This window comes from Arthrobacter sp. 05T45 (assembly GCF_056395875.1).
The window spans coordinates 38,676-63,522 of the sequence record NZ_JBFTKI010000023.1; the positions used below are offsets into that span (position 1 = coordinate 38,676).

Below are 24,847 nucleotides of genomic sequence, written 5' to 3' on the forward strand. Positions count from 1 at the left end.
CACACCACCCGAGAACCCACGCATCACACTCGCATGAAAAAATGAAGGGGATCACATGAAAAATCGGACCAGGATCGGCGGCCTCACCGCCGTCGTGGCAGCCCTCGCGCTGACCGCTTGCGGCAGCGGTGGCGCCTCAACCACCGCCCAGAGCGCCAAGGCACAGGATGCCTCCGGCGACCTGAGCAAGCTGGTCAGCGTCAACGCCAAGAAGGCCGCCGACCTGCAGCAGGGCGGTACCGTGACGCTGCCCCTGGGCAACATCGGACCGGACTTCAACGGCTTCTCCAACGCGGGCAACTCAGCGGACAACACCGAACTGCACTACCCGATCGACGAGGCCGGCTACGTGGGCTGCTGGAAGCTGGACTTCGACGGCACCGCCAACCTCAACAAGAACTTCTGCGAAGACTTCAAGAGCGAGGTCAAAGACGGCAAGCAGACCATCACCATCAAGATCAACCCGAAGGCCGCCTACAACGACGGCACCCCGATCAACGCCGCCACGTTCGAGAACACGTGGAAGATGCTCAATGGCCAGAACAAGGACATCGACATCGTCAGCTCCGGGGCCTACGAGTTCATCGACTCCGTCAAGGCGGGAAGCAGCGACAAGGAAGTCGTTGTCACCACCACACAGCCGGTGTACCCGCTCAGTGACATGTTCGGCGGCTTCATCCCGCAGACCGTGAACACTCCCGAAATCTTCAACACCGGCTTCACGGGCGAACTGCACCCCGAGTGGATGGCAGGCCCGTTCAAGGTCGACAAGTTTGACTCCGCCGCGAAGACTGTCTCCCTCGTGCCGAATGACAAGTGGTGGGGCGAGAAGCCGGTCCTGGACAAGGTGATCTTCCGCCAGCTGGAGGCCAGCGCCGAGATCGCCGCCTTCAAGAACGGCGAAATCGACATGGCCGACGGCCGCACGCTGACGAAGTACAAGCAGCTTGAAGGCTCCAAGAACTCCGAGGTCCGCCGCGGCCAGCGCCTCTTCGCCGGCGGCCTGAACCTCAACGCCCTCAAGGCCCCGCTCACCGACGTCGCAGTCCGCAAGGCAATCTTCACCGCCGTGGACCGCCCCGCCATCCGCGCCGTCCGCTTTGGCGGACTGAACTGGGAAGAGAACAGCTCGGGCTCCATGATGCTGATGCCGTTCTCGAAGTACTACCAGGACAACTACCCGGTCAAGGAAACCGGCGCCGACGCGGCCAAGAAGGTCCTGACCGAGGCCGGCTACAAGGCCAACGCCAAGGGCATCATGGAAAAGGACGGCGTCCCGGCGTCGTTCAAGATCACCAACTTCGGTGACGACCCCACCGGCCTCGCCACCGTTCAGACGCTGCAGAAGCAGCTTCAGGCGGCTGGCATGGACGTTGGCATCGACCAGCGCGGTGACGCCGACTTCGGCAAGGTGGTTGGCAGCCGCGACTTCCAGCTCACCATCAGCGGCTACACGGTAGGCGCCGACGCCACCTCCGGCGTGAAGCAGTTCTACGATTCCAAGACCAACGAGAACGAACTCGGCGACGCCGAACTGGACAAGGCCATCAAGGACCTTGCCTCCATCCAGGATGACGCCCAGCGCAACAAGGCCGCCATGGACGTCGAGAAGAAGCACATGGAGAAGTACTTCTCCATGGGCGTGATCATGAACGGCCCGCAGATCTACTTCGCCCGCACGGGCCTGGCCAACTACGGTGCGGCCCTGTTCCAGACCCCGGACTGGAGCGTCGTCGGCTGGCAGAAGAGCTAGTCCCGGCAAGCACCACGCACTAACAAGCAGCACGGCCGAGGCCGGTGCCCCTGGAAGCTTCCGGGCGGCGCCGGCCTCGTTCGATTAAGCCCTGCCGGACAGGCGCCCCGGTGCATGCCCAGCCGGTAGCCTTGGCACCATGAGCAACGATTCAACCCGGCCCATCCGCACCGCCGTCGCCGGTTTCGGCCTTTCGGGCAGCGTCTTCCACGCCCCGTTCATCGCCGCAAACCCGGCCTATTCGCTCGATGCCATTGCCACCTCCGACGCCGCCAGGAGATCTGCCGCCGCACACAGCTATCCGGCGGCCAGGATCGTCGACACCCCGGCCGATATCCTGGAGCTCGCCGGCGAACTGGACCTGCTGGTGCTCGGCACGCCGCCCGCCACCCACTACCCACTCGCGAAAGCGGCGCTGGAAGCCGGCCTCGACGTCGTCGTCGACAAGCCCTTCGCTGTCAGCAGCGCCGAGGGGCAGGAGCTCATCGACCTGGCCGGGCGGCTGGGCCGGGTGCTCACGGTGTTCCAGAACCGGCGCTGGGACGGCGACTTCCTCACCGTTAAGGCCCTCATGGACACCGGAGCCTTCGGCACCGTGAGCCGCTTTGAGTCCCGCTTCGAGCGGTGGTCGCCCGACGTCCCCAAAGCATGGAAGGCGGCCGCAACGGCGGACGACGGCGGCGGGGTGCTGTTTGACCTCGGCACCCACCTGCTGGACCAGGCCGTGCAGCTTTTTGGGCCGGCCACGCTCATTCACGCGGAACTGGCGGCCCGGCGGCCCGGAGCCAAGGCGGACGACGACGTTTTCCTGGTCCTGCGGCACAGCTCCGGGGTGACCAGCCACCTGTGGATGAACATGCTGTGCGCCCAGCAGGGCCCGCGCTACCGCATCCTGGGCAGCGAGGGCGGTTTCACCAAGCACGGCGTGGACCCGCAGGAGCCGTACATCCTGGCCGGTGGAAGCCCGCTGGATGCCGACTACGGCGTGGAAGATCCGGACTGGGCCGGGCTGCTGGGGCGCGACGGGCACCTGGACCGGCTGCCCACCGAGCGCGGCGCCTACCCCGAGTTTTACCGGATCCTGGCCGCCAAGATCGCCGACGGCGGCGCAAGCTCGGCGCTGCCCGTCCCCGTCGACCCCGCGGGCCCGCTCCTGGTGCTGCAGCTGATCGAGCAAGCCCGGTCCCTGGCCTAGGTTCTCGGCACGGTGCGGGCTTAAACAGCCATCGGCTGCTCCGAAAACGCCCTTCTGGGTGTCCAAAAAGGGGCGGTTTGGACCCACACCGGCAGGGTTCCCTGGCCGAGCTTGCGAGGCGAGGGGGCCGGTGGGGAGGAGCAGCCGATGAAGTGCTGGCTACGCGGAGATGTGCTGGCTAAGCGGAGACCAGCTCGTGCCAGTCGGCGACGAGGGGCAGGTTGTGCGCCTCGGAGACCGAGCGGTGCGCAACCTTGCCGCCGGCGATGTTCAGGCCGGCGGCAAGGGCGGCGTCGCGCTCAAACGCAGTCTTGACACCCAGGTTCGCCAGCGAGACGGCGTAGCGCAGGGTGACGTTGGTCAGCGCGTACGTGGAGGTGTTCGGGACGGCGCCGGGCATGTTGGCGACGCAGTAGAAGATCGTGTTGTGGACCTTGTACGTCGGTTCCTGATGCGTGGTGGGGTGCGTGTCCTCGAAGCAGCCGCCCTGGTCCACGGCGATGTCCACCAGCACGGAGCCGGGCTTCATCCGGGACACGAGCTCGTTGGTGACGAGCTTCGGTGCCTTGGCGCCGGGGATCAGGACCGAACCGATCACGAGGTCGGCGTCGACCACGGACTTCTCGATCTCGTACTTGTTGGACGCGACAGTCTTCAGGCGGCCCTGGTACTGGGCGTCCAGCTCGCGCAGGCGGTTGATGTTGATGTCCAGGATGGTGACGTCGGCACCCAGGCCCAGGGCCATGGCGGCAGCGTTGGTGCCGGCAACACCGGCGCCGAGGACAACGACCTTGGCCGGACGGACGCCCGGGACGCCGCCGAGCAGCACGCCCTTGCCGCCAGCCGGCGCCATCAGGGACGTGGCGCCGACCTGCACGGACAGTCGGCCGGCAACCTCGGACATCGGGGCCAGCAGCGGCAGGGACCTGCCCTCCTGGACGGTCTCGTAGGCGATGGCGGTGACGCCGGAGTTGATCAGGGCCTGGGTCAGTTCCGGTTCGGCGGCCAGGTGCAGGTAGGTGAAGAGGATCAGGCCCTTGCGGAAGCGGTGGTATTCGGCCTTGACCGGTTCCTTGACCTTCAGCACCATGTCGGCGCGGCCCCAGACGTCGTCGGTTTCGGCGACGATCTCGGCACCGGCGATCGCGTATTCCTCATCCGTGATGCCGGAGCCCAGCCCCGCGCCGCGCTCGACGAGGACCTCGTGGCCGTGGGTCCGGAATTCATGGACGCCGGCCGCCGTGATGGCGACGCGGAACTCGTTGTTCTTGATCTCTTTGGGTACGCCGATGATCATTTGTTAGCTCCAGTAGGTGAGGCCTCGTGGGCCTGGATGAGTGGGGGATTCGTACTTCCAGAATAAATCCCGCTGTGAGGCACGCGACAGGTGCCGCCGCCGGGCATTGGGCGCCCGCCGCGTCATTCCGGGGTTTTTCAAAACCGGGGATAGACATTTGTCGATGGAGCGGGCGTCAGGTGTCGGCTGGTGTCCGTCCCGGCTGCATTCGCAGTGCGGCGGGCGGGGGCAGTAGTCTGGCAGGATGCAGCAGCAGGACGTGGAGCAGCTCGTGGAGCAGGTGGCGCAGCGGCTGGGCCGCGGCCTCTCCCTCGAGGACCTCGACGGTCTGCTCCTCGCCTACAGTTCCAACCAATCCCATGCGGACCGCGTCCGGGTGAACTTCCTGCTCAGTAAGCGTGTCCCCGTGGACGTCATCGCGTGGCAGCTCTCCCACGGGATCGCGACGGCGGTCCGGCCGGTCGTCGTGCCGGCCAACGCGGACCTCGGCATGCTCGGGCGCGTGTGCGTGCCGCTGCTGGTGCGGGGCTTCCGGGTGGGGTACCTGTGGGTCCAGCTCGACGCCGAGGAACCCAGCGCCGCGACCGTCCTCGCCCAGCTGCCGGACGTGGCCCCGGAGCTGGAACAACTGTCCACCCTGCTGCTGGATTCCAATACGGCCGAGTCCGAGTTCCGGCGCCGGCGCGAACAGGAGTTCCTGGCCGCGTGCGCCGGCGAGGCCAACGCGGCGGCGGCCGTCGCGGGCTGGAAAGAGGTCCAGGGCAAGGGACCCTGGCAACTGGTGACCGTCCTGGACGCGGATGGCTGGGCCGGGGGCTCGGATCCCATCGCCGACACGCTCATTCACCGCTCCGCGGCGCTGCAGGCGACCATCGGGGTGGATGCCGCACTGTTCAGCGCCGGCACGGAGACCCACGCGGTGGTGCTCTTCAAGGAATCCACGGGACGCGCCGACCACGCCCAGGTGCTGGTCCACTACCAACTCGAACTCGCCAAACGCTCCGGGCGCACGGTCCGGCGGATCATCCTGGGCACGTCCGAGGGATTCGCCAAGCCTCGGGAACTGGCCGAGGCCTACCGGCAGTCACGGCAGGCGGCCCAGGCCGCCGCGGTGGATCCCCAGTTGGGCGAGCTCGTCGACTGCCGGGCCACCGGCGTCTACCAGCTCCTGGCCTCGGCCGGCGGCGGCGCGGGAGCCTGGGCAGACGCGGGTTCCGTGTATTTCCGCCTCCTCGAGGACCATGACCGCAACCACGAGCTGCTGCCCGTGCTGGAGCTGTTCTACGACAACGACGGCTCGGTCCAGGAAGTCGCGGCCAAACTGCACCTGCACCGGAGCAGCATCTACAACCGGCTCGGCCGGATCCGCCAGCTGCTGGGCGTGGACCCGTTGAAGGGAATGGTGCGGCTGGAACTGCATGCCGGGCTCAAGGCGCGGCGCTGGGCTGGCCGGCCCAGAATCTAGCGGCGCGCTTAGCCCTCGCGCTTGGAGGGGTCGGCGTCGAGGGCCGGCTTCGCGTCGTGGCCAGCGTCGTGGCCAAGGTCCTGGCCAAGGTCCTGGCCGGGGCGGGCGATGCCGGCGGCACTGCGGCGGCGGGAAATCCGGCTGTCCACCCAGAGCGACACCGCTACGAAAGCGACGCCGCTGGCCAGATACGTGGCGGTGTTGTTCAGGCCCATCGCGGTTCCGAAGATGCCAGCGAGCAGCATGGCGGCGATCCCTGCCACGATGTGCCACCCTCTGAATTTACCCACATTCCAAGCTTAACCCGCGGGATATCAGTGCTTTCGCGCCGGACCGGGATCGTTGCTTGATCCTTATCACTGCTTCATGAAGCACCGGCAGCCTCGTCATCCTGGCCGGCCGGCGTCCCGGCGTCCGCACCGTTCTTCTTCTGCGTTTCAAGCCACGCCATGATGTCGGCCAGCCGGATCCGGCGGTGCGTTCCGCGGTATTCCACCGGGATCTCGCCGCGGTCGGTCATGTTCCGCAAATACGTGTGCGAGATCCCCGCAAGCTCCGCGGCCCGGGACGTCGTCAGCATTTCCTCGACGCTGCTGACCGTCACGGCCTCGCCGCGGCTGAAGCGGCCCAGCAGATCGACGACGGCGTCCCGCGCCGCGGGCGGCAGCCGGTGGACGGTGCCGTCCACGAACACCGTAATGTCGTGGCTGCCGTCGAGGGCATACCTGAGGTTCTGCGCATCCTCGGCCGGGAGGCCGGCCGTCACCCGGGGGGCTATCAGTGCCATGAGTGCATCCTAGCGGCAGCAGCTACAGCCCAAGGTCCTCCAGGACCGGCAGTTTTGCCCGCACCCAGGCCCGGGCCTCGGTAGCGCTCGGCGCGGACAAGGCCAGCTTGGCAAGCTCCCGGGCTTCAGCCAGGGTGACGGTCTTCAGCACGGCGGCGACGGCCGCGATGGAACGCGCCGTCATGGACAGCGTGGTGACGCCCAGCCCCGTGAGGACGACGGCGAGGGCAGGGTCCGCCGCGGCCTCGCCGCACACGCCCACCGGCTTGTTGTGGCCCTCGGCCGCGGAACCTTCCACGGTCAGGCCCACCAGCCGCAGTACGGCCGGCTGCCAGGGGGTGTTCAGGGCGGCCAGCGGGCCGAGCTGGCGGTCGGCCGCCATGGCGTACTGGGTGAGGTCATTGGTGCCCAGGCTGGCGAAGCCGACCTCGCGGAGGATGGCCTCGGCCGTCAGCGCCGCCGACGGGACCTCCACCATGACGCCGGGCGTCTTGATCCCTGCCGCGGCGCACAGCGAGGCAAAGCGGGCCGCCTCCTCAGCGGTGGAAATCATCGGGGCCATCACCCAGACGTCCGCCTCGGATGCCTTCTCCGCCAGGGCAATGGCCTGCAGTTGGCGCTCCAGGACCCCCGGCGTGGTGAAATCGGTCCGGTAGCCGCGGACGCCAAGGGCCGGGTTGGGCTCGGTGGCGTCGGTCAGGAACGGCAGCGGCTTGTCCGCGCCGGCGTCGAGCGTGCGGAGCACCACTTTCTTGCCCGGGAAGGCGTCGAAGACGCCCTGGTAGGCGGCGGCCTGTTCCTCCACGGTCGGTTCGGTGTCCCGCTCCAGGAAGCAGAACTCGGTCCGGAACAGTCCCACGCCCTGGGCGTTCAGGCCGGCCGCGGCCACGGCGTCCTTGGCGCCGCCGACGTTGGCCAGGAGCGGCACGAGGTGGCCGTCCGCCGTCGTGCCGGTCCCGTCGAAGGCGGCAAGCAGCGACGCGGTGGCGGCCCAGTGGGCTGCGGCCGCGCGCTGGGACTCGTCCGGGTTCGCGGTGATGAGGCCGGCCGCACCGTCCACGTACACCTCGGTGCCGTCGGCGAGCTCGTCGACCCCGACGGCGGCGACCACGGCCGGCAGACCCAGCGAGCGGGCGATGATCGCGGTGTGGGACTGCGGGCCGCCACCGGCGGTGACCAGCGCCAGGACCTTTTCCGGATCCAAGGTGGCGGTATCGGCCGGGGCCAGGTCCTCGGCGATGAGGATGAACGGGGTGGGGGACACGGGAATGCCCGGCGCGGGGACTCCGCGCAGTTCCGCCACGATCCGGGAGCGGACATCCAGGACGTCCGTGGCGCGCTCGGCCATGTAGCCGCCCAGGTTGTGCAGCATCTCCGAGACCGAGGCGCCGGCTTCCCAGATTGCACGCTGCCCGGAGGTGCCGCGGCCGATCAGTTTGGCGGCTGCTTTGAGCAGCATGGTGTCAGTGGCCATGAGGGCCGTGGCCTCGAGGACGGCCTTGCCGTCGCCCGAGACGGTCTCGGACCGGGCCTTCAGTTCGTCGTGGACGGATTTCGCCGCGGCCTTCAGCGCCGCCGTCGCGTCCTCCGCCGTGACGCCGGCGGGAAGCTGCTCTCCGGCAGGCGGTTCGCTGATCGGTTTGGGCATCTGCCGGACGGTACCGATGATGCGGCCGGGGCTAACGCCTACTCCTGGGAAGTTCTGCACTGAAGGTCCTCATTTTCTGTCGTAGGCCAGTGGCCACTAAGCCGGTAAACCAAGTGCCGCAGCGACCCTGCTGATCATCTGCGCCTGCGGCTGACGGCTGCGGCAGCGGGCGGGTCACGGCACCTGGAAAAATTGTATGTGATGCAGTTCATATAGCGTTGCTATAGGTGCTAGGGTAGCGGTTATGAGTATCGATGGCCAGCTACCACCCAAGGCCCGGCTGCTGCGTGCGGCCGCCGAGCTGCTGGCCAACTCCGGCGGATCCGCAGTCTCGACCCGCCAGATCACGCAGCTGGCCGGTGTCACGGCACCGACCCTCTACCACCACTTTGGTGACAAGGAAGGGCTGTTCGACGCCGTCGTCGCAGCAGGTTTCGACGAATATGTCGCGGGCGAACGTGACTTCGCGCCCTCTGGCCAACCTCTGGAGGACATCCGGAGGATGTGGGACAACCATGTCCAGTTCGGGCTGAAACAGCCGGAACTGTACCTCGTCATGTTCGGCAATATCCGCCCTGAGAGCCGCCCGGCCATCGTCGCCGATGCCGAGGCCCTCATGGAGGAAATGCTGAACAAGGCGGCTGTCTCCGGCCAGCTCAACGTCCCGCCCAAGGAGGCGGCCAGGTCCATTCTGGCGGCCAATGTGGGCATGACCCTCATGCTGATCGCGGAAAAGGTGCCGGAGCGGAACCTCGAGCTCTCCGCCATGACCCGCGACGCCATGATCTTTGCGGTTTCCACCGAGCAGGCCCGGGACAACGGTTCTGTGGACAGCGGAAAGTCCTCAGTGGTTGTGGCGGCCATCGCATTGAACGCAGCCCTCCAGGCGTCCCACTCGGACCAGCTCTCCAGCTCGGAACTCAAGCTCTTCCTCGAATGGCTCCACCGGATCTCCAACAGCTCCACCAGCTAGCTCGGCGAAATTATCGGACCATCCTGCAATGCAGCGGGAACGACGGTTAGGAACTCACATGGCAACAGAGACAGTTGCGAAACCACGCACCAGCATGCGCGTACACGTCCAGAAATTCGGGACGTTCCTGTCCGGAATGATCATGCCCAACATCGGCGCCTTCATCGCCTGGGGCTTCATCACGGCGCTCTTCATCCCGGCCGGCTTCTTCCCCAATGCGGAGCTCGGCAAGCTTGTCGGGCCCATGATCACGTACATGCTCCCGCTGCTGATCGGCTACACCGGCGGCCGGATGGTCTACGGCGTGCGCGGCGGCGTGGTGGGCGCGGTGGCCACCATGGGCGTCATCGTCGGTACCGACATCCCCATGTTCATCGGCGCCATGATCCTTGGCCCGCTCACTGCCTGGATCATGATGAAGCTGGACAAGATCTGGGAAGGCCGCGTCAAGCCCGGCTTCGAAATGCTGATCGACAACTTCTCGGCAGGCATCGTTGCCGCTGCCATGGCGGTCGTGGGCATGCTGGTGGTCGGCCCGATCGTGAAGGCCTTCAGCAATGGCGCCAGCGCCGTGGTCGAATTCCTGGTCACCAACGGCCTGCTGCCCTTCACCAGCATCTTCATCGAGCCCGCAAAGGTCCTGTTCCTCAACAACGCCGTTAACCACGGCATCCTCACCCCGCTGGGCACGCAGCAGGCGCTCGAGCAGGGCAAGTCCATCCTGTTCCTGCTCGAAGCCAACCCCGGTCCGGGCTTCGGCATCCTGCTCGCCTTTTCATTCTTCGGCAAGGGTCTGGCCAAGGCGTCCGCGCCGGGCGCAGCCGTGATCCAGTTCGTCGGCGGTATCCATGAGATCTACTTCCCGTACGTCCTGATGAAGCCGATGACGATCTTCGCCGCAATCGGCGGCGGCATGACCGGCATCTTCACGCTCGTGGTCACCGGCGCCGGACTCCGGTCCCCGGCAGCCCCGGGCAGCATCATTGCGGTCTACGCCTCAACGGCACGCGACAGCTACGTCGGCGTGACGCTCTCCGTCCTCTTTGCCACCACGGTGTCCTTCCTGATCGCCTCGGTGGTCCTGAAAGCCAGCAAGGCGCCCGCCGAAGACGACCTTGATCAGGCCACCCACCGGATGGAGGCCCTGAAGGGCAAGAAGAGCTCGGTGTCCGCAGCCCTGATCGGTGAGGGCGTGGGTGCCAGCGGCGTCGCCGTCCTCGCCACCCCGATCAAGAACATCGTCTTTGCCTGCGACGCCGGCATGGGTTCCAGCGCGATGGGCGCCTCGGTGCTCCGCAACAAGATCAAGGCCGCCGGCTTCTCGGACGTCAAGGTCACCAACTCCGCGATCGCCAACCTCACCGACACGTACGACGTCGTCATCACCCACCAGGACCTGACCGAACGGGCCAAGCCCGCGACCGCCAGCGCCGTGCATGTCTCTGTGGACAACTTCATGAACAGCCCGCGGTACGACGAGATCGTGGAACTGGTCGAGGCCAGCAACACGGAAGCCGGCACCACGGAAACGACCCCTGCCACGGCCGCCGTCGGCACCGCCCCCGCGGCTGCCGAGGCAGAAGCCGAGCAGGGTCCCGCCGGCATCCTGGTGGCCGAAAGCGTCGTCCTCAACGGCCATGCGACTACGCGGGACGCCGCGATCGACGAGGCCGGGCAGCTTCTGCTGGACCGCGGCGCCGTCGACTCCGGCTACGTGGACGCCATGCACGAACGCGAGGAATCCGTCTCCACGTACATGGGCAGCTTCCTGGCCATCCCGCACGGCACCAACGCCGCGAAGGACCACATCATGAAGTCGGCGGTCTCCGTTATCCGCTACCCGAACGGCATCGACTGGAACGGCAAGGAAGTGAAGTTCGTCGTCGGTGTGGCCGGCGTCAACAACGAACACCTGCACATCCTGTCCTCAATCGCCAAGGTCTTCACCAACAAGGCCCAGGTGGCCCAGCTCGAGGCGGCCACCACGGTTGACGAAGTGCTGGCCCTGTTCGGAAAGGTCAACTCCTAGTGAAGGCTGTTCATTTCGGAGCCGGAAACATCGGGCGCGGCTTCGTGGGCCTGCTGCTGCACGACGCAGGGTATGAGGTGGTGTTCGCCGACGTCGCGGACGCCCTCATCACCGAGCTGGCCGCCGCGGACAGCTACGAGGTCCACGAAGTCGGAGAGAACCCCGCCGTCCGTACCGTCAACAACTTCCGGGCGCTGAACTCCGGCACCCAGGAAGCCGACGTCGTCGCGGAAATCGCGACGGCGGACATCGTCACCACCGCCGTGGGGCCGCACATCCTGAAGTTCGTGGCGCCCGTGATCGCCAAGGGGATTGCCGCCCGTGCCGCCGGGCTGGCGCCGCTGCAGGTGATGGCGTGCGAGAACGCGATCAACGCCACGGACATCCTGAAGTCCGAGGTCGTTGCCCAGTGGGATCCGGCCGCGGGCGCCCTGGACGCGGCCGCCGTGTTTGCCAACACGGCGGTGGACCGGATTGTGCCGAACCAGGAGGCCGGGCAGGGCCTGGACGTCACGGTGGAGACGTTCTATGAGTGGGTAATCGACCGTACCCCGTTCGCCGGGAAGGAGCCGGTGGTCCCGGGCGCGACGTTCGTGGACGATCTCGCACCGTACATCGAGCGGAAGCTGTTCACCGTCAACACGGGGCACGCGGCGGCGGCCTACTTCGGATTCGAGGCCGGCCTGGGCAAGATCTCCGAGGCCATGGCCGACCAGGACGTCGCGGCCGATGTGCGCGCCGTCCTGGACGAAACCAAGGAGCTGCTGGTGGCCAAGCACGGCTTCAACCGGGCCGAGCAGGAGGCGTACGTGGAAAAAATCCTGGGCCGCTTCTCGAACCCGCACCTGCCGGACACCGTCACGCGGGTGGGCCGTGCCCCGCTGCGCAAACTCAGCCGGCACGAGCGCTTCATCGGTCCCGCTGCCGAGCTGGCCGAACGCGGAATTGTCCCCGAGGCGCTGCTCGGGGCCATCGCCGCCGCCCTGCGTTTCAATGATCCGGCCGACGCCGAGGCCGTGGAGCTGGCGAAAATCCTCTCCGCGTCCACGCCGGACGAGGCCACGGAGAAGATCACTGGCCTGCCGGCGGACCACCCGCTTTTTGCCGCCGTCTCCTCACTCATCGAGGAGGCCAAGGCGGTCGTCTAGCCGCCCCAGCCCAACGACGCTCCCTCAGATCGCGCGGGTTTTGGACGACGCTCCCTCAGATGATTGTCCGATACACAGACCCTCCCTCACTTCTGGTGAGGGAGGGTCTGTGTTTTTGACGCGAAAAGTGAGGGAGGGACTGACTGTTGACCATTAGGTTGCCTAACTGTTAGGCTACCTAACTATGAACGCCAGTGAACCGGCTGACCCCGGCCTCCTCGCTCTCGCCGAGGACTTCCGCGAGGCCCTCCGCCACAGCATCTACCTCGTCCGCCGCTTGGACGCCGACGGCGAACTCAGCGCCGCCCAGCTCAGCATGCTCAAGATGCTGTTGGACGCCGGGCCCGCCGCAGGCGGTGTGCGGGTGGGCGAAATCGCCCGGAATCTTGGCGTCAAGGTGCCCAGTGCCACCGAGCAGATCATTAAGCTCGAGCGCGCCGGCCTCGCCCGGCGCGAGCCGGACCCCGACGATTCCCGCGCCGTCCGGGTCACCCTCACGGACGCCGGCCTCGCCGCCGTCGCGTCCGCCAACGAGCGCCGCAACACCGTCATGGCCGGCGTCCTCTCGTCCCTTTCGGGCGAAGACCGCGCCGCCCTCGCGGCCGCCCTCCCGGTCATCGGCAGGATCAACGCGACGCTCCTGGCCTGATCTTCACCCAAACAATTCCAATCACTTAGGAGTGCCCCCATGCACGGCCAGCCCGCCGACACCCTGCCGGCAGCGGAAGTAACCCTCGAGGCCGAGAAGGCCTCACTGCTCAAACAGCCCAAGGCGGTGTGGGCCACGGCCCTCGCGGCGGTGTTCGCCTTCATGGGGATCGGGCTGGTGGACCCCATCCTGCCGGCGATCGCCAAGAACCTGGACGCCTCGCCGAGCCAGGTGTCGCTGCTCTTCACAAGCTATTTCCTGGTGACCGCAGTCGCCATGCTGATCACCGGCTACGTCTCCTCCCGGATCGGCGGGAAGCGGACGCTGCTGATCGGGCTGKCGGTCATCGTCGTGTTCGCCTCCCTGTCCGGCACGTCGGGCAGCGTGGCTGAGCTCATCGGCTTCCGCGCCGGCTGGGGGCTGGGCAACGCCCTGTTCGTGGCCACGGCGCTGGCCGTGATTGTCGGCGTCGCAAGCGGCGGAGCCGGCACGGCGATCATCCTTTACGAGGCCGCACTCGGCCTGGGCATTTCCCTCGGCCCGCTCCTGGGCGCACTGCTGGGCGGCTGGCAGTGGCGCGCCCCGTTCTTCGGTACGGCCGTGCTGATGGCCTCCGCGTTCATCGCGCTCATTGCCCTGCTGCCCAAGACGCCGCTGCCCGAGCGGAAAGTCCGGCTCCGGGATCCGCTGCTGGCACTGGGGCACAAGGGGCTGCGGACGACGGCGGCCAGCGGCCTGTTCTATAACTACGGCTTCTTCACCGTCCTCGCCTTCACGCCCTTCATCCTCGGCATGGACGCCTACGGGATCGGCGGGGTGTTCTTCGGCTGGGGTGTGGCCGTCGCGGTCTTCTCAGTGTTTGCCGCCCCCGTGCTGCAGAACCGCTTCGGAGCGGTCCGGGTCCTCACCGGCACGCTAGTCCTGCTGATGCTCGACCTTGTGGGACTGGGCCTGGCCGCCGGGCACTCGGTGCCGGCCGTCGTCGTCCTCGTGGTCATTTCCGGGGCGCTCCTGGGCATCAACAACACCATCTACACGGAGCTGGCCATGGGCGTCTCCGACTCGCCGCGGCCGGTGGCCTCGGCCGGCTACAACTTCGTGCGCTGGATGGGCGGCGCCTTGGCACCGTTTGCCGCCGCGCAGCTGGGCGAGCACTTCGGCCCGCAGGTGCCCTTCTTCGCCGGCGCGCTGGCCATGGTGGCCGCCATTGCCGTCGTCTTCGGCGGACGCCGCTACCTGGCGGCGCACGAGCCGCACGTGGTGTAGCAACACCCGGTGTTGTGCAGAACCCGCTGAGGTGACAAAGAACGCCCATGCTTCCTCGGAAGCATGGGCGTTCTTTGTCGGAACGCTGAAAGCGCGGCGGGCCTCACAGAAGCGCCGGCTCAGGCCCTGGCGGACTCTTTCGCGGATTCCTTGGCGGCTTCCTTTGCGGATCCCTTGGGCACGAACAGGGTTTCGGCCTGCTCCAGGGACATGCCGTTGGTCTCCGGGACCTTGAACATGACGAAGAAGAACGACGCCGCCGCGAACAGCGCGTACATGGCGTACGTCAGCGGCAGGGAGGCCGCGGCCATGACCGGGAAGCTCAGGGTGATGGCGAAGTTGGCGATCCACTGCGCGGCCGCGGCCAGGCCCAGGGCCCGGGCGCGGATCCGGGACGGGAAGATCTCCCCCAGCAGCACCCATACCAGCGGGCCCCAGGAGGCGCCGAAGCTGATGACGAACACGTTGGCGGCGACCAGCGCCGCCGGACCCCACGCCCCGGGCAGGGAGATCGCGTCGCCGGACCCGGTGGCCGAGCCGAAGGCCAGCGCCATGGTGCCCAGCGAGAGGGCCATGCCGATGGAGCCGGCCAGCATGATCGGACGACGCCCGATCCGGTCCACCAGGGCGATTGCCACGAGCGTGACGAGGATGTTGGTGACGGCGGTGGCCACGGAGATGGTGAGCGAATCCTTTTCCTGGAAACCCACGGCCTTCCACAGCGTGGTGGAGTAGTAGAAGATCACGTTGATGCCGACGAACTGCTGCAGCACGGACAGGATGATGCCGATCCAGACCACCGGCTGCAGGCCCAGGGCCTTGCCGCGCAGGGATCCCTTCTGGCCGGCAAGCTTGTCCTCGTCGATGGCCTTCTTGATGTCGCGCAGGTGCCGGTCCGAGTCCTCGTCCGGGGCGATCGACTTGAAGACCCTGAGGGCCTCCTCGTCCTTGCCCTGGAACACCAGGAACCGCGGCGATTCGGGCAGGGTGAAGGCGATCCAGCCGTAGACGACCGCGGGAACGGCGGCGGCCATGAACATCCAGCGCCACGCTTCCAAACCAAGCCACAGGGCCTGGTCCGCGCCGCCGGCCGACGTCGCGAACACGGCGTCGGAGAGCAGGGCGGCGAAGATGCCGGTGGTGATCGCCAGCTGCTGCAGCGAGGCCAGGCGGCCCCGGACGTGGCGGGGGGAAATTTCGGAAATGTAGGCCGGCGCGATCACCGAGGCCAGGCCGATGCCGAGCCCGCCCACCAGACGCCAGAAGATCAGGTCCCAGACGCCGAACGCGAACCCGGTGCCGATGGCGCTGACCAGGAACAGCAGCGCGCCCAGCTTCATGGCCGGGATCCGGCCGTAGCGGTCGGCGATCTTGCCGGCCAGGTAGGCCCCTGCCGCGCAGCCGAGGAGGGCCACGGCGACGGCGAAGCCGGTCACGGCCTCGCTGAGGGCGAACTCGTCCTTGATCGCGTCGACGGCGCCGTTGACGACGGAGGAGTCAAAGCCGAAGAGGAAGCCGCCGACGGCGCCCGCTACGGCCAGCCAAATGACCCTTTTTGGGATCTTGGCGGCGGTCTGGTCATGGGTGGTGGTCATACGGCTCCCTTGGCAGTTCGCGGTCCACGGCCTTCGCCGCAACTACCCAGTCTTACACCCGCCCCCGCGTGCCCCCTGTCACAACCACTGGAAAGTGAGACGAAACATACACTTTGCCGCTGCTGCGGCTGAGGACAGACGACGACGGCCGGCAGTCCACAAGACTGCCGGCCGTCGTCGTGTTCCAGACCTCGTGACCGCCTAGTGGGCGGCGGCCACGGCGCCCTCCCGGGCAACCGCCTTCGGGTCCGTGAGTTTCTTGTTCGGCAGGGCGAACGTGATCAGGAAGGCGATGCCGGTGAGCACGGCGGCCGTGAGCATGACCGCGTCGATCGACTGCGCGAAGCCCTCGACGATGGGACGGGTGAGCGTCGAGTTGGCCGTGTGCAGCCAGCTGGTGTCGTTCAGCGAGTCGTTGCTGGCGCCGTTCTTGAAGAAGTCGTAGAGCTGGGCGTTGGCCGGGTCGGCGGCCACGGCCGGATCCTTGAGCACCTTGAGGTAGTCAGCATTCTGCGCGGCGTCCTTCATGCCCGTGGCGATCTTGTCCGCCGCGAGGCTGAAAAGCATCGAGATGAACACTGCCGTGCCAACCGCGCCGCCCATGGAACGGAAGAACGCGGCGGAGGAAGTGCCCACGCCCATGTCCTTCGAGGGCACGGAGACCTGCATGGCCAGCGTCAGGGGCTGCATGCAGAAGCCCAGTCCCAGGCCGAAGAACACGGCGATGGCGCCGGGGACCCACAGCGGGGTGTCCACGCCGAGGGAGAGGCCCATGACGACGGCGGCCGCCGTCAGCGTTGCGGTGCCAAGGATCGGGAAGATCCGGTAGGTGCCCGAGGCCGAGATGGTCCGGCCCGCTGTGATGGAGCCGGTGAGGATGCCCACGGTGAAAGTGATCATCATGAGGCCGGCCTCGGTGGGGGTCAGGCCCTTGACCAGCTGCAGGTACATGGGCAGCATCGCGATGGCGCCGAACATGCCGATGCCGATGATGAAGTTCAGCAGCGAGGACAGGCCGAAGGTGATGTTCTGGAACAGCCGGAGCGGGATCAGCGCGTAGTCGGCGGCGTGCCGTTCGGCCAGCAGGAACGCGATGATGCCCACGACGCCGAGTGCGTAGCAGAGGTAGGAGTTCGCGGAGCTCCAGCCCCAGGTGCGGCCCTGTTCGGCCACGAGGAGGAGCGGCACAATGGCCAGCGTGATGGCCGCGGCGCCCCAGTAGTCGATCTTCTGCTTCACGTGCTTGGCGGGGAGGTGCAGGTACATGAACACCACCGTGAGGGCCGCGAGACCGATCGGGATGTTGATCAGGAACACCCAGCGCCAGCCGTCGATCCCGAGGATGGTTTCGGTGCCCGCGAAGGCGCCGCCGATCACCGGGCCCAGGACGGAGGAGATGCCGAAGACCGACATGAAGTAGCCCTGGTACTTGGCCCGGTCCTTGAGCGGCACGATGTCGCCGATGATGGTCAGGGCGAGGGCCAGGAGGCCGCCGGCGCCCATGCCCTGGATGCCGCGGGCAATGGCGAGCTCGGTCATCGAGTGGACCGAGCCGGCGTAGAGCGAACCGGCGAGGAAGATCACGATGGCGATGAGATACAGCGGGCGGCGCCCGAAGATGTCACTGAGCTTGCCGTAGAGCGGCGTGCTCACCGTGGAGGTGATGAGGTAGGCGGTGGTGGCCCAGGCCTGCAGGGAGAGGCCGTCGAGGTCGTTGGCGATCGTGTAGATCGAGGTGGACACGATCGTCTGGTCCAGCGAAGACAGGAACATGCCGAGCATGAGTCCCACCATGACGGTGATGGTCTGACGGTGGGTCAGGACCTCTCCCGCGGCGCGCACGGAGGTGGTTTTGGACATGACTGCTCCAAGGTGAAGTGGGGGATTAAGCGGATAGTTGCTTTCAGTAACTATGTTACTGGCTGAATTGTTCCCGCCACTACCTCGGGGAGAAGAAAGTCCTTAGCGTTCGACCAGGATCCCGTCCGGATCGCACCAGATCATCACGCCGGGGCGGATGGCCACGCCGTCGATATCCAGGGGCACGTCGATTGCCCCGGCGCCGTCCTTGGCGCTCTTGCGCGGGTTGCTACCCAGTGCCTTGACCCCGAGCGGCAGCCCCGCGATGGCGAGCCGGTCCCGGATGGCACCGTTGATAACGACGCCGGCCCAGCCGTTCGCGACGGCGCTCGCCGCGATCATGTCCCCCATCAGTGCGGTGCGAAGGGAACCGGCGCCGTCGACCACCAGGACGGAGCCGTGGCCGGGAGCGGCCAGCACGGACTTGACCAGCGCGTTGTCCTCAAAGCAGCGGATAGTCCGGACCGGCCCGCTGAAATGCGTGTGCCCGCCCAGGGACTGGAACTGCACCGACACGGATTCCAGCTCCCCGCCGCGCTCGTCGTAAAGGTCTGCGGTATTCAGGGCGGAAGCGTTCACAGTGACTCCTTGAGGGTTAACCGGATGGCGTGGCAGAGCGGGTTGGCAGCGTGTTTCATGACCGAGACTCGCACATTGCGCCCAGATCTGCCGAGTCCCGGTAGTCTGGCTGCGCACTGATACATATGCCTGATCATCAGTTCCAGGGGGAGCCATGAGCATGTCCGATACCACCGCGCCGGCGCTCGCCGAACCCGAACGCCGCGTCCGGCCTGTCTGGACGGCAGGGGTGGTGCTGGTCAACGTCGGCATCAACGCGGCATTCTTCGGCCCGCTCCAGGTGCTCCTCGGCCAACAGGCGGCAGCCTTCAGCGAACCGGACAAGGAAGCCATCCTCGCCCTCGTGACGGGTGCGGGTGCGGCTGTGTCCCTGGTGGCCAACCCCCTCTTCGGCGCCTTCAGCGACCGGACCACCGCGCGCCGGGGGCGGCGGGTGCCGTGGGTGCTCTTCGGTGCCGTCCTGGGTGCCGCGGCCCTGATCGCGCTGGCCGGCGCCCCGGGCGTTGCCGCAATGACGCTGCTCTGGTGCCTCGTCCAGGCCGGCTGCAACGGCGCCTATGCGGCCATCACGGCGGCCATCCCGGACCGCGTGCCGGTACCCCAGCGCGGCACCGTCGGCGGCCTTGCCGCCATGGGCCAGACAGCGGGAATCCTGGCAGGGGCGGTGATCGCCGCCGCCGTCGCCGGAAACTTCGCCGCGGGGTATGTTGTCTGCGCGGTGGCGCTGCTCGCCGGCGTCGTGCTCTATTACTTCAAGAACGACGACGTTCCGCTGCCTGCGCAGGCCCGTCCGCCGTTCAGTCTGGGCGGCTTTGTGCGGGGTTTTTGGATTTCCCCGGCCCGCCATCCGGATTTTGCCTGGGCCTGGCTGACACGGCTCCTGGTGAACATCGGCAACCATATGATCACCCTCTACCTGCTGTTTTTCCTCAACGACGCCGTCCGCGTCCGCGAAACCCAGGGTATCGAGCCCGAGTTTGGCGTCCTGATCCTCACGGGCCTGTATGCGGTCATGGTGATCATCACCAGCGTGGTCGGCGGCCGGCTGAGCGACCGCCTGGGCCGCCGGAAGCCGCTGGTCATCATCTCTTCCGCCGTGATCGCCGCAGCCTCCCTCATTCTTGCGTTCGCGCCCACCTGGCCGGGTGCGCTGGTCGGCGCGTCCGTGCTCGGCATCGGCTTCGGCTGCTATCTGGCGGTGGATTTTGCCCTCATTACCCAGGTGCTGCCCACGGCCCTGAACCGGGGCAGGGATCTTGGCGTCATCAACATTGCCAACTCGCTGCCGCAAGTGCTCGCCCCGCTGATCGCGTACCCCTTTGTTGCCTTCTGGGGCGGCTATGTGGCGCTCTACGTGGCGGCCGCCGTGATTGGGCTTCTGGGGGCCGTGTTCGTGGTGAAGATCAAGGGCGTGGACTGAGCCGCCCGCGTTCCGTGCAGGGGGCCTCGGAGCCCCGGTCTCCTCGCCGGGCGCCCGGATTCGTGGCGTATAGTGGACGGCAATTGCCGCGGCAGCGCGGTGGGCGGATCGCGCCCGGCTGCCGAGAAAAACGACCCCCGGAACGCTGCTGATGCCTGATTTTCACTCAGATCTTCCACCGATGGCCCCTCCACCCACTCTGCCCCGGCAGCGGCTCCGTTACGTGCGGATCCTAGATGTCGCCGCGGGGTTTGCCCGCAAGGGCCTGGACTCCGTGGTCCTGTCCGAGGTGGCGGCCAAGGCGGACGTGCCACTGGGGACGCTGTACCGCTACTTCCCGTCGGCCACCCAGCTGGTCCTGGCGCTGTACCGCAAGCAACTGGGCGAACTGCTCGCGGGGAGCTCGCCGGCGGCCGGCAAGGTCGCGGCCCAGGCCCTCGCGGGAGTGGTGATGGAGATCTTCCACATGCGCCTGATGCAGCCCGCCGTGGAGCAGTCCCTCAACCGGGCGGTCTACGTCAAGGACAACGACACAACGCGGCTGCTGCGCGAGATCGATGCGACGGCCGAGAAGGCAGTCACGGCGGCGTGCGGCGACCCGGCCGTGGCCCGGGTCCTGCTGCTGACGGTTACGGGCCTGGTCCAGGCCGTCCGCTGCCGCCGGCTGTCCCTCTTCGAAGCGGAGGAGGACCTGAAGAAGGCCTGTTCCCTCCTGCAGCGGACCCCGCAGGCCGCGTAACTGGTCTAGACCAGCGGCCCGGAATATGCCCTCCCGCGCGTGATCCGGGTCACATATTCTGGAGAAGAAACGTTTCACCACGGGTGGGTTACGCTCCCCGCGGGCGTAACGGGCGCGATGCCCTGTTTACCATTGCTGGACCGGAGCCGGCTGATGCCGGCAAATCGGGGAAACACCGGCGACCGCCACCTCTGGTCGCCGCCGCCCCTGCCAGACCAACTTGAGCATCCTTGCTTGAGCTTCCATGAGCCGTGCGCCCACGGTGAGCCCCAGGAGACAACGACGTGTCCACTGAAACGATCATTCCCGCCGATTCCACCTCCCCGGCTGAGCCAGTAGCCGTGCTCAGCGACGAGGAAATCTTCGCATCCCACGAGGGCGGCAAGCTGTCGATTTCCAGCACCGTCCCGCTTGCCAGCAAGCGCGACCTCTCCATCGCCTACACGCCCGGTGTCGCCCAGGTCAGCCGCGCCATCCACGCCAACCCGGAGCTCGCCAAGACGCTCACGTGGGCCCAGCGCCTCGTGGTGGTGGTCAGCGACGGCACGGCCGTGCTGGGGCTGGGCAACATCGGCGCCAGCGCCTCGCTGCCCGTGATGGAGGGCAAGTCCGCGCTGTTCAAGGCCTTTGGCGAACTCGACTCCATCCCGCTGGTCCTCAACACCACCGACGTCGACGAAATCATCGAGACCCTTGTCCGGCTGCGCCCCAGTTTCGGCGCCGTCAACCTTGAGGACATCGCCGCGCCCCGCTGCTTCGAACTCGAGGAGAAACTCATCGAGGCGCTGGACTGCCCGGTCATGCACGATGACCAGCACGGCACCGCCGTCGTAGTCCTCGCCGCCCTGACCAACGCCGCCAAGGTGACCGGCCGGACCCTCGACAGCCTGCGTGTGGTGGTCTCCGGCGCCGGGGCCGCCGGTATCGCGGTCGCCGAAATCCTGCTGACGGCCGGGATCGGCGACGTCGTCCTCCTGGACTCCCGCGGCACCATCAACAAGGACCGCGCGGACATCGCCGCCGATCCGGCCAGCAAGAAGGCCCAGCTCGCCGCCCGCAGCAACCCGCGTGGCGTGACAGGCGGCCCGGGGGAGGCGCTGCTCGGCGCCGACGTGTTCGTCGGGGTCTCCTCTTCGAAGCTGGACGAGGAGCACCTCAAGCTGATGAACCACAGCTCGATCGTGTTCGCCCTGTCGAACCCGGACCCGGAAGTCCTGCCGGAGGTCGCGAGCAAGTACGCGGCCGTCGTCGCCACCGGACGCAGCGACTTCCCGAACCAGATCAACAATGTCTTGGCCTTCCCCGGCATCTTCCGCGGCGCCCTCGACGCCGGCGCCCGCCGGATCACGCCGGCCATGAAGCTCGCCGCGGCCCGGGCCATCGCGGAACTGGCCGAGGATGGCCTTTCCGCGGACTACATCGTGCCCAGCCCGCTGGATCCGCGCGTGGCCCCGGCCGTCTCCGCCGCAGTCGCCGCGGCGGTGGCCGCCGAGTAGCCGGACCGCGTCAGAAAACGTCCGACACCGGACGACGACGGCGGCGCTTCCCTTCGGGGGAGCGCCGCCGCTGTCGTTCCTGGATCCGTCGGGAAGTTAGGCGCCGGCATTCCAGGCCCGGGGCCGTCAACGGCAGCCCCGGGCCCGGCCATAGACTGGGGCCATGAACCCCGAGATTGTCGTGACAGTGCTCTGCGGCCTCGCCATCGTGGTGGGCGTTGCCGGGACGATCATTCCCGTTCTGCCCGGCAGCATCCTGATCGGGGCGAGCCTGCTTGCCTGGGCATTGTGGGGCGGCGCCGGGACCACCGGTTGGGTGGTCTTCGGGATCGGGATGCTTTTCGTTCTGGCCGGCATGGCCGCGAGCACCGTCCTGACCGGCCGGAAGCTCAAGCAGCACAGCATCCCGAGCCGTTCCGTGGTGGTGGGCCTCGTGCTGGGCGTGGCCGGCATGTTCGTCATCCCCGTGGTGGGGCTCTTTGTGGGCTTCGCCGCCGGGCTCCTGCTCAGCGAGCTGCAGCGCACCCGCGTGTTCGGCACCGCAGTGGCCTCGAGCTGGGCCGCGCTGAAGGCCACGGGCCTGGGCATGATCGTGGAATTCGGCCTCGCGTGCCTCGCCGCGAGCACCTGGGTGATCGGCCTCTGGGTGGCCTCGGCGGCCTAGCAGCGGCCTGCCGGAGCCTACTACCATGGGGGAATGAGCGCCGGACTTGGCGAATCCGCCCCCCAAATTCCTGACGGCCGCATTCCCGCTGGCCAGCTTGCTGACGGCGAAAGTCCCGACGGCCAGCGCGGGCCGTACACGGACACCCGCGACCTGACGCCCTTCCGCAAGGTAGTGGTCCGGACACCCGTCCGCGGCCTGGCCGGCACCGTGGGCGGCGCGGTGGCCGGACTCATGGCGGGCCGGGCACCCGGGACGCTGGCCGCCGAAGGCGGGGTGCCCCGGCTGGGCAGGGTAGGGGGCCGGACCTCCGCCAAGAGGATGAAAGCCGTGCACTCCGCCGTCTTCGGAAGCACCGATCCTGACCGCCTGATAACCCTGGCCCGCTCCTACCCCGGCTGGGCGGGGGTGTGCTACCTCATGGCCGGGCTGCTGGCGTACGCCCACGGCGGGCACCTGCGCGCGTCCGAACTCCTGCAGCACGGCCTGAGACTGCGGAACGACGAGGACGCCAACCGCTACGCCGGCGAATACCTGGCCGGCGTGGTCACCAGGGTGGAGGTGGCCGAGCGGATTGAGGTTCCGGTGCTCTTCTCCGAGGAGGCCGTGTTCCTGGCGCTGTCCCATTCCCTGCGCGAGACCGGCCAGACGGAGGCGGCGCTGGCGGCGCTGGCCGGCCTGCCGCCGTCGTTGCCGCTCGCCCTGGCGCGCTGTTCGCTGGAGGCCGAGCTGGGACGCGACGTCGACGTGGTGGCAGAGACCGAGGGCCTGCTGAACGCGGACGATCTGTCCGCGGCGCTGCTGCTGGTGCGTGCCCGGTCACTGCGCAGGCTCGGCGCCTACACCGCTTCCCGTTCGGCCCTGCAGGAAGTCCTGCGGCGCAGGAAGACTGACTTCACCCTCCGCAGCGACGCGCTGACGGACACCGCCCTGCTCCTCCTCGAGGCGGGCCGCAAGACCCTCGGCGGCCGGGACTGGCAGCGCCACAAACCGGCACAGCTGGAGGCCGTGAAAGCCATCCGCAAAGACGCCGAAATGCACGAACTCTGGGACCGCGAGTACGGGCGCGCTGACGACGACTGACGGGCTTCCACGCCCGATCGCGGCCAAATCCACGTATCCACTACTCTTGCGGGCCCCTGGGGCGGGGAGTACAAACGAGGCATGAGAGATGCGGTGGAGCGCTGGATGCAGCACTACATCACAGCGTGGACGACGAACGATCCGGAGGACATCCGGGCGCTGTTTACCGAGGACGCCATTTATGCGACCAGCCCCCAGGAAGCCGAACCATGGCAGGGCCGGGACGATATCGTGGAGCACTGGCTTGCCGGGCGTGATGAGCCGGATGACTGGATGTTTGAATGGAAGCTGCTGGGGGTCGACGGCGGCCGGGCGTTTGTGCAGGGCCTGACGACGTATCGCGGCAACAGCCGGAGCTATGACAACTTGTGGGTCATCCAACTGACCGCGGACGGCCGCGCGTCGTCCTTCACCGAGTGGTACATGCAGCGCAAGTAGCCCCAGGGCGGATTCGCGCCCTCACTCGTGCGTCATGGCTGCGCTGAGGGCGGGCACGATCTGCTCGGCGAGCAGCAAGGCGCCCAGGGCCAGCATGATGATCCCGCTGGCCAGCGTCACTTGGCGCGCTGCGCCCGGCCTGGCCTGCAGCAGTTTCCGCGCCAGGAGTGCCACACAGCTGTAGATGACGCCCACGAGCAGGATGAAGGTCAGCCCGAGCAGACCCGACTGGACCGGAACCGGCCACGCGGCGTCAGGGCTGACGAACTGCGGCACCAGGGCCACGAAGAACAGCAGGCCCTTGGGGTTGATCCCGCTGATGCCCATGCCCTGGAGGAAGACCCGGAACTGGCTCGCGGGTGTGGCGGCACCGGGAGCAGCGGTGCCGGTGCTGAAGCTGGCCCCGCGCCAGGACCGCAGGGTGCTGAAGCCCAGCCACAGCAGGTAGAGGGCGCCCGCCGCGGTCAGCCAGCCCAGCACGCCGGGCATCCCGGCGAGCAGTGCCGCCAGGCCCAGCACAAGCAACGCCGTGTGGAGGGCGTAGCCCCCGCAAAGACCGGCGACGGCGGGCGCGAAGCTGCGCTGCCGGAGCCCGGCCGCGATCGAATAGGCCCAGTCGACGCCGGGGGTGCATGCCAGGGCGACGGCGACAACCAGGAAGGCGAGGAAAAGCTGGGGGTTCATGGCGGGCTCCAGGAATGCGGCACCCCGTTGCGGGTACAAGAAAAACTCTAGGCAAATTCGGCCGGGAAGTGCTCGCTTA

General features: G+C 67.6%; 22 protein-coding genes. 14 read left to right on the plus strand and 8 right to left on the minus strand.

Annotation, left to right across the window (positions count from 1 at the left end):
* Positions 1–55 precede the first annotated feature (55 nt).
* The gene (locus AC1DGD_RS17810) at positions 56–1,753 is read left to right on the plus strand and encodes an ABC transporter family substrate-binding protein (protein WP_230006921.1); all 1,698 of its coding nucleotides are present in this window, start codon (positions 56–58) and stop codon (positions 1,751–1,753) included.
* A 139-nt stretch (positions 1,754–1,892) separates the two neighbouring features.
* Positions 1,893–2,948, plus strand: a complete 1,056-nt coding sequence (locus AC1DGD_RS17815; protein ID WP_476857702.1) for a Gfo/Idh/MocA family protein — start codon at positions 1,893–1,895, stop codon at positions 2,946–2,948.
* Between the two features lie 178 nt (positions 2,949–3,126).
* Here AC1DGD_RS17815 and ald read toward each other — a convergent pair whose 3' ends face one another.
* The gene (gene ald, locus AC1DGD_RS17820) at positions 3,127–4,245 is read right to left on the minus strand and encodes an alanine dehydrogenase (RefSeq protein WP_476857703.1); all 1,119 of its coding nucleotides are present in this window, start codon (positions 4,243–4,245) and stop codon (positions 3,127–3,129) included.
* A 244-nt stretch (positions 4,246–4,489) separates the two neighbouring features.
* Between ald and AC1DGD_RS17825 the strand changes: the two genes are divergently transcribed.
* The gene (locus tag AC1DGD_RS17825) at positions 4,490–5,710 is read left to right on the plus strand and encodes a PucR family transcriptional regulator (protein WP_223914951.1); all 1,221 of its coding nucleotides are present in this window, start codon (positions 4,490–4,492) and stop codon (positions 5,708–5,710) included.
* Between the two features lie 8 nt (positions 5,711–5,718).
* Here the strand turns inward: AC1DGD_RS17825 and AC1DGD_RS17830 are convergent, their stop codons facing one another.
* From AC1DGD_RS17830 to ptsP, 3 genes are all read right to left on the minus strand, one after another.
* Positions 5,719–6,000, minus strand: coding sequence for a hypothetical protein (locus AC1DGD_RS17830; RefSeq protein WP_476857704.1), 282 nt, complete (start codon positions 5,998–6,000; stop codon positions 5,719–5,721).
* Between the two features lie 74 nt (positions 6,001–6,074).
* Entirely contained in the window at positions 6,075–6,497 is a 423-nt protein-coding gene (locus tag AC1DGD_RS17835; RefSeq protein ID WP_476857705.1) for a helix-turn-helix domain-containing protein, read from the minus strand.
* Positions 6,498–6,519: 22 nt separating this feature from the next.
* On the minus strand, positions 6,520–8,205 hold the full coding sequence (gene ptsP, locus AC1DGD_RS17840; protein ID WP_476857706.1) for a phosphoenolpyruvate--protein phosphotransferase: 1,686 nt from the start codon (positions 8,203–8,205) through the stop codon (positions 6,520–6,522).
* A 184-nt stretch (positions 8,206–8,389) separates the two neighbouring features.
* Between ptsP and AC1DGD_RS17845 the strand changes: the two genes are divergently transcribed.
* The 5 genes from AC1DGD_RS17845 to AC1DGD_RS17865 all read left to right on the plus strand — a co-directional run bounded on the left by AC1DGD_RS17845 (position 8,390) and on the right by AC1DGD_RS17865 (position 14,210).
* Positions 8,390–9,118, plus strand: coding sequence for a TetR/AcrR family transcriptional regulator (locus AC1DGD_RS17845; RefSeq protein WP_028277575.1), 729 nt, complete (start codon positions 8,390–8,392; stop codon positions 9,116–9,118).
* 58 nt (positions 9,119–9,176) lie between these two features.
* Positions 9,177–11,147, plus strand: coding sequence for a PTS mannitol transporter subunit IICBA (locus AC1DGD_RS17850; RefSeq protein WP_476857707.1), 1,971 nt, complete (start codon positions 9,177–9,179; stop codon positions 11,145–11,147).
* Entirely contained in the window at positions 11,147–12,295 is a 1,149-nt protein-coding gene (locus AC1DGD_RS17855) for a mannitol-1-phosphate 5-dehydrogenase (RefSeq protein ID WP_476857708.1), read from the plus strand. The genes AC1DGD_RS17850 and AC1DGD_RS17855 overlap by 1 nt, the downstream gene beginning before the upstream one ends.
* A gap of 184 nt (positions 12,296–12,479) precedes the next feature.
* A complete protein-coding gene (locus tag AC1DGD_RS17860; protein WP_223914957.1) occupies positions 12,480–12,944 on the plus strand; it encodes a MarR family winged helix-turn-helix transcriptional regulator in 465 nt (154 codons plus the stop codon).
* Positions 12,945–12,983: 39 nt separating this feature from the next.
* The gene (locus AC1DGD_RS17865; protein WP_476857709.1) at positions 12,984–14,210 is read left to right on the plus strand and encodes an MFS transporter; all 1,227 of its coding nucleotides are present in this window, start codon (positions 12,984–12,986) and stop codon (positions 14,208–14,210) included.
* A gap of 119 nt (positions 14,211–14,329) precedes the next feature.
* Here AC1DGD_RS17865 and AC1DGD_RS17870 read toward each other — a convergent pair whose 3' ends face one another.
* From AC1DGD_RS17870 to rraA, 3 genes are all read right to left on the minus strand, one after another.
* Positions 14,330–15,805: a sugar porter family MFS transporter gene (locus tag AC1DGD_RS17870; RefSeq protein ID WP_223914958.1), complete on the minus strand. Its 1,476-nt coding sequence runs from the start codon at positions 15,803–15,805 to the stop codon at positions 14,330–14,332.
* Positions 15,806–16,006: 201 nt separating this feature from the next.
* Positions 16,007–17,665, minus strand: a complete 1,659-nt coding sequence (locus AC1DGD_RS17875) for an MDR family MFS transporter (RefSeq protein WP_476851446.1) — start codon at positions 17,663–17,665, stop codon at positions 16,007–16,009.
* Between the two features lie 102 nt (positions 17,666–17,767).
* Positions 17,768–18,244 carry a ribonuclease E activity regulator RraA gene (gene rraA / locus AC1DGD_RS17880; RefSeq protein ID WP_476857710.1) on the minus strand — a complete coding sequence of 159 codons (477 nt, stop codon included), beginning with the start codon at positions 18,242–18,244 and terminating at the stop codon, positions 17,768–17,770.
* Between the two features lie 154 nt (positions 18,245–18,398).
* On the opposite strand from rraA, the gene AC1DGD_RS17885 reads away from it, so the two are divergent.
* From AC1DGD_RS17885 to AC1DGD_RS17910, 6 genes are all read left to right on the plus strand, one after another.
* Complete coding sequence (locus AC1DGD_RS17885) at positions 18,399–19,664, plus strand: MFS transporter (protein ID WP_476851447.1); 1,266 nt, start codon at positions 18,399–18,401, stop codon at positions 19,662–19,664.
* Positions 19,665–19,845: 181 nt separating this feature from the next.
* Positions 19,846–20,403, plus strand: coding sequence for a TetR/AcrR family transcriptional regulator (locus AC1DGD_RS17890; RefSeq protein WP_476857711.1), 558 nt, complete (start codon positions 19,846–19,848; stop codon positions 20,401–20,403).
* Positions 20,404–20,705: 302 nt separating this feature from the next.
* Positions 20,706–21,899 carry an NAD(P)-dependent malic enzyme gene (locus tag AC1DGD_RS17895; RefSeq protein ID WP_476857717.1) on the plus strand — a complete coding sequence of 398 codons (1,194 nt, stop codon included), beginning with the start codon at positions 20,706–20,708 and terminating at the stop codon, positions 21,897–21,899.
* A gap of 163 nt (positions 21,900–22,062) precedes the next feature.
* Positions 22,063–22,563 (plus strand): DUF456 domain-containing protein, encoded by a 501-nt coding sequence (locus AC1DGD_RS17900; RefSeq protein ID WP_223914964.1) that lies wholly within the window; start codon positions 22,063–22,065, stop codon positions 22,561–22,563.
* Between the two features lie 33 nt (positions 22,564–22,596).
* Positions 22,597–23,646 (plus strand): hypothetical protein, encoded by a 1,050-nt coding sequence (locus AC1DGD_RS17905; RefSeq protein ID WP_476857712.1) that lies wholly within the window; start codon positions 22,597–22,599, stop codon positions 23,644–23,646.
* A gap of 81 nt (positions 23,647–23,727) precedes the next feature.
* On the plus strand, positions 23,728–24,084 hold the full coding sequence (locus AC1DGD_RS17910; protein ID WP_028277562.1) for a nuclear transport factor 2 family protein: 357 nt from the start codon (positions 23,728–23,730) through the stop codon (positions 24,082–24,084).
* 21 nt (positions 24,085–24,105) lie between these two features.
* Here the strand turns inward: AC1DGD_RS17910 and AC1DGD_RS17915 are convergent, their stop codons facing one another.
* Complete coding sequence (locus tag AC1DGD_RS17915) at positions 24,106–24,768, minus strand: LysE family translocator (protein WP_476851449.1); 663 nt, start codon at positions 24,766–24,768, stop codon at positions 24,106–24,108.
* Positions 24,769–24,847 lie beyond the last annotated feature (79 nt).

Bases quoted from the DNA above. Each gene is read 5' to 3' on its own strand.
- AC1DGD_RS17835 (WP_476857705.1), bottom strand. From the start codon at position 6,497: ATGGCACTGATAGCCCCCCGGGTGACGGCCGGCCTCCCGGCCGAGGAT.
- ald (WP_476857703.1), bottom strand. From the start codon at position 4,245: ATGATCATCGGCGTACCCAAAGAGATCAAGAACAACGAGTTCCGCGTC.
- AC1DGD_RS17860 (WP_223914957.1), top strand. From the start codon at position 12,480: ATGAACGCCAGTGAACCGGCTGACCCCGGCCTCCTCGCTCTCGCCGAG.
- AC1DGD_RS17890 (WP_476857711.1), top strand. From the start codon at position 19,846: ATGGCCCCTCCACCCACTCTGCCCCGGCAGCGGCTCCGTTACGTGCGG.
- AC1DGD_RS17845 (WP_028277575.1), top strand. From the start codon at position 8,390: ATGAGTATCGATGGCCAGCTACCACCCAAGGCCCGGCTGCTGCGTGCG.
- AC1DGD_RS17905 (WP_476857712.1), top strand. From the start codon at position 22,597: ATGAGCGCCGGACTTGGCGAATCCGCCCCCCAAATTCCTGACGGCCGC.
- AC1DGD_RS17825 (WP_223914951.1), top strand. From the start codon at position 4,490: ATGCAGCAGCAGGACGTGGAGCAGCTCGTGGAGCAGGTGGCGCAGCGG.
- AC1DGD_RS17885 (WP_476851447.1), top strand. From the start codon at position 18,399: ATGAGCATGTCCGATACCACCGCGCCGGCGCTCGCCGAACCCGAACGC.
- AC1DGD_RS17910 (WP_028277562.1), top strand. From the start codon at position 23,728: ATGAGAGATGCGGTGGAGCGCTGGATGCAGCACTACATCACAGCGTGG.
- AC1DGD_RS17915 (WP_476851449.1), bottom strand. From the start codon at position 24,768: ATGAACCCCCAGCTTTTCCTCGCCTTCCTGGTTGTCGCCGTCGCCCTG.
- AC1DGD_RS17875 (WP_476851446.1), bottom strand. From the start codon at position 17,665: ATGTCCAAAACCACCTCCGTGCGCGCCGCGGGAGAGGTCCTGACCCAC.
- AC1DGD_RS17815 (WP_476857702.1), top strand. From the start codon at position 1,893: ATGAGCAACGATTCAACCCGGCCCATCCGCACCGCCGTCGCCGGTTTC.
- AC1DGD_RS17870 (WP_223914958.1), bottom strand. From the start codon at position 15,805: ATGACCACCACCCATGACCAGACCGCCGCCAAGATCCCAAAAAGGGTC.
- AC1DGD_RS17850 (WP_476857707.1), top strand. From the start codon at position 9,177: ATGGCAACAGAGACAGTTGCGAAACCACGCACCAGCATGCGCGTACAC.
- AC1DGD_RS17900 (WP_223914964.1), top strand. From the start codon at position 22,063: ATGAACCCCGAGATTGTCGTGACAGTGCTCTGCGGCCTCGCCATCGTG.
- AC1DGD_RS17810 (WP_230006921.1), top strand. From the start codon at position 56: ATGAAAAATCGGACCAGGATCGGCGGCCTCACCGCCGTCGTGGCAGCC.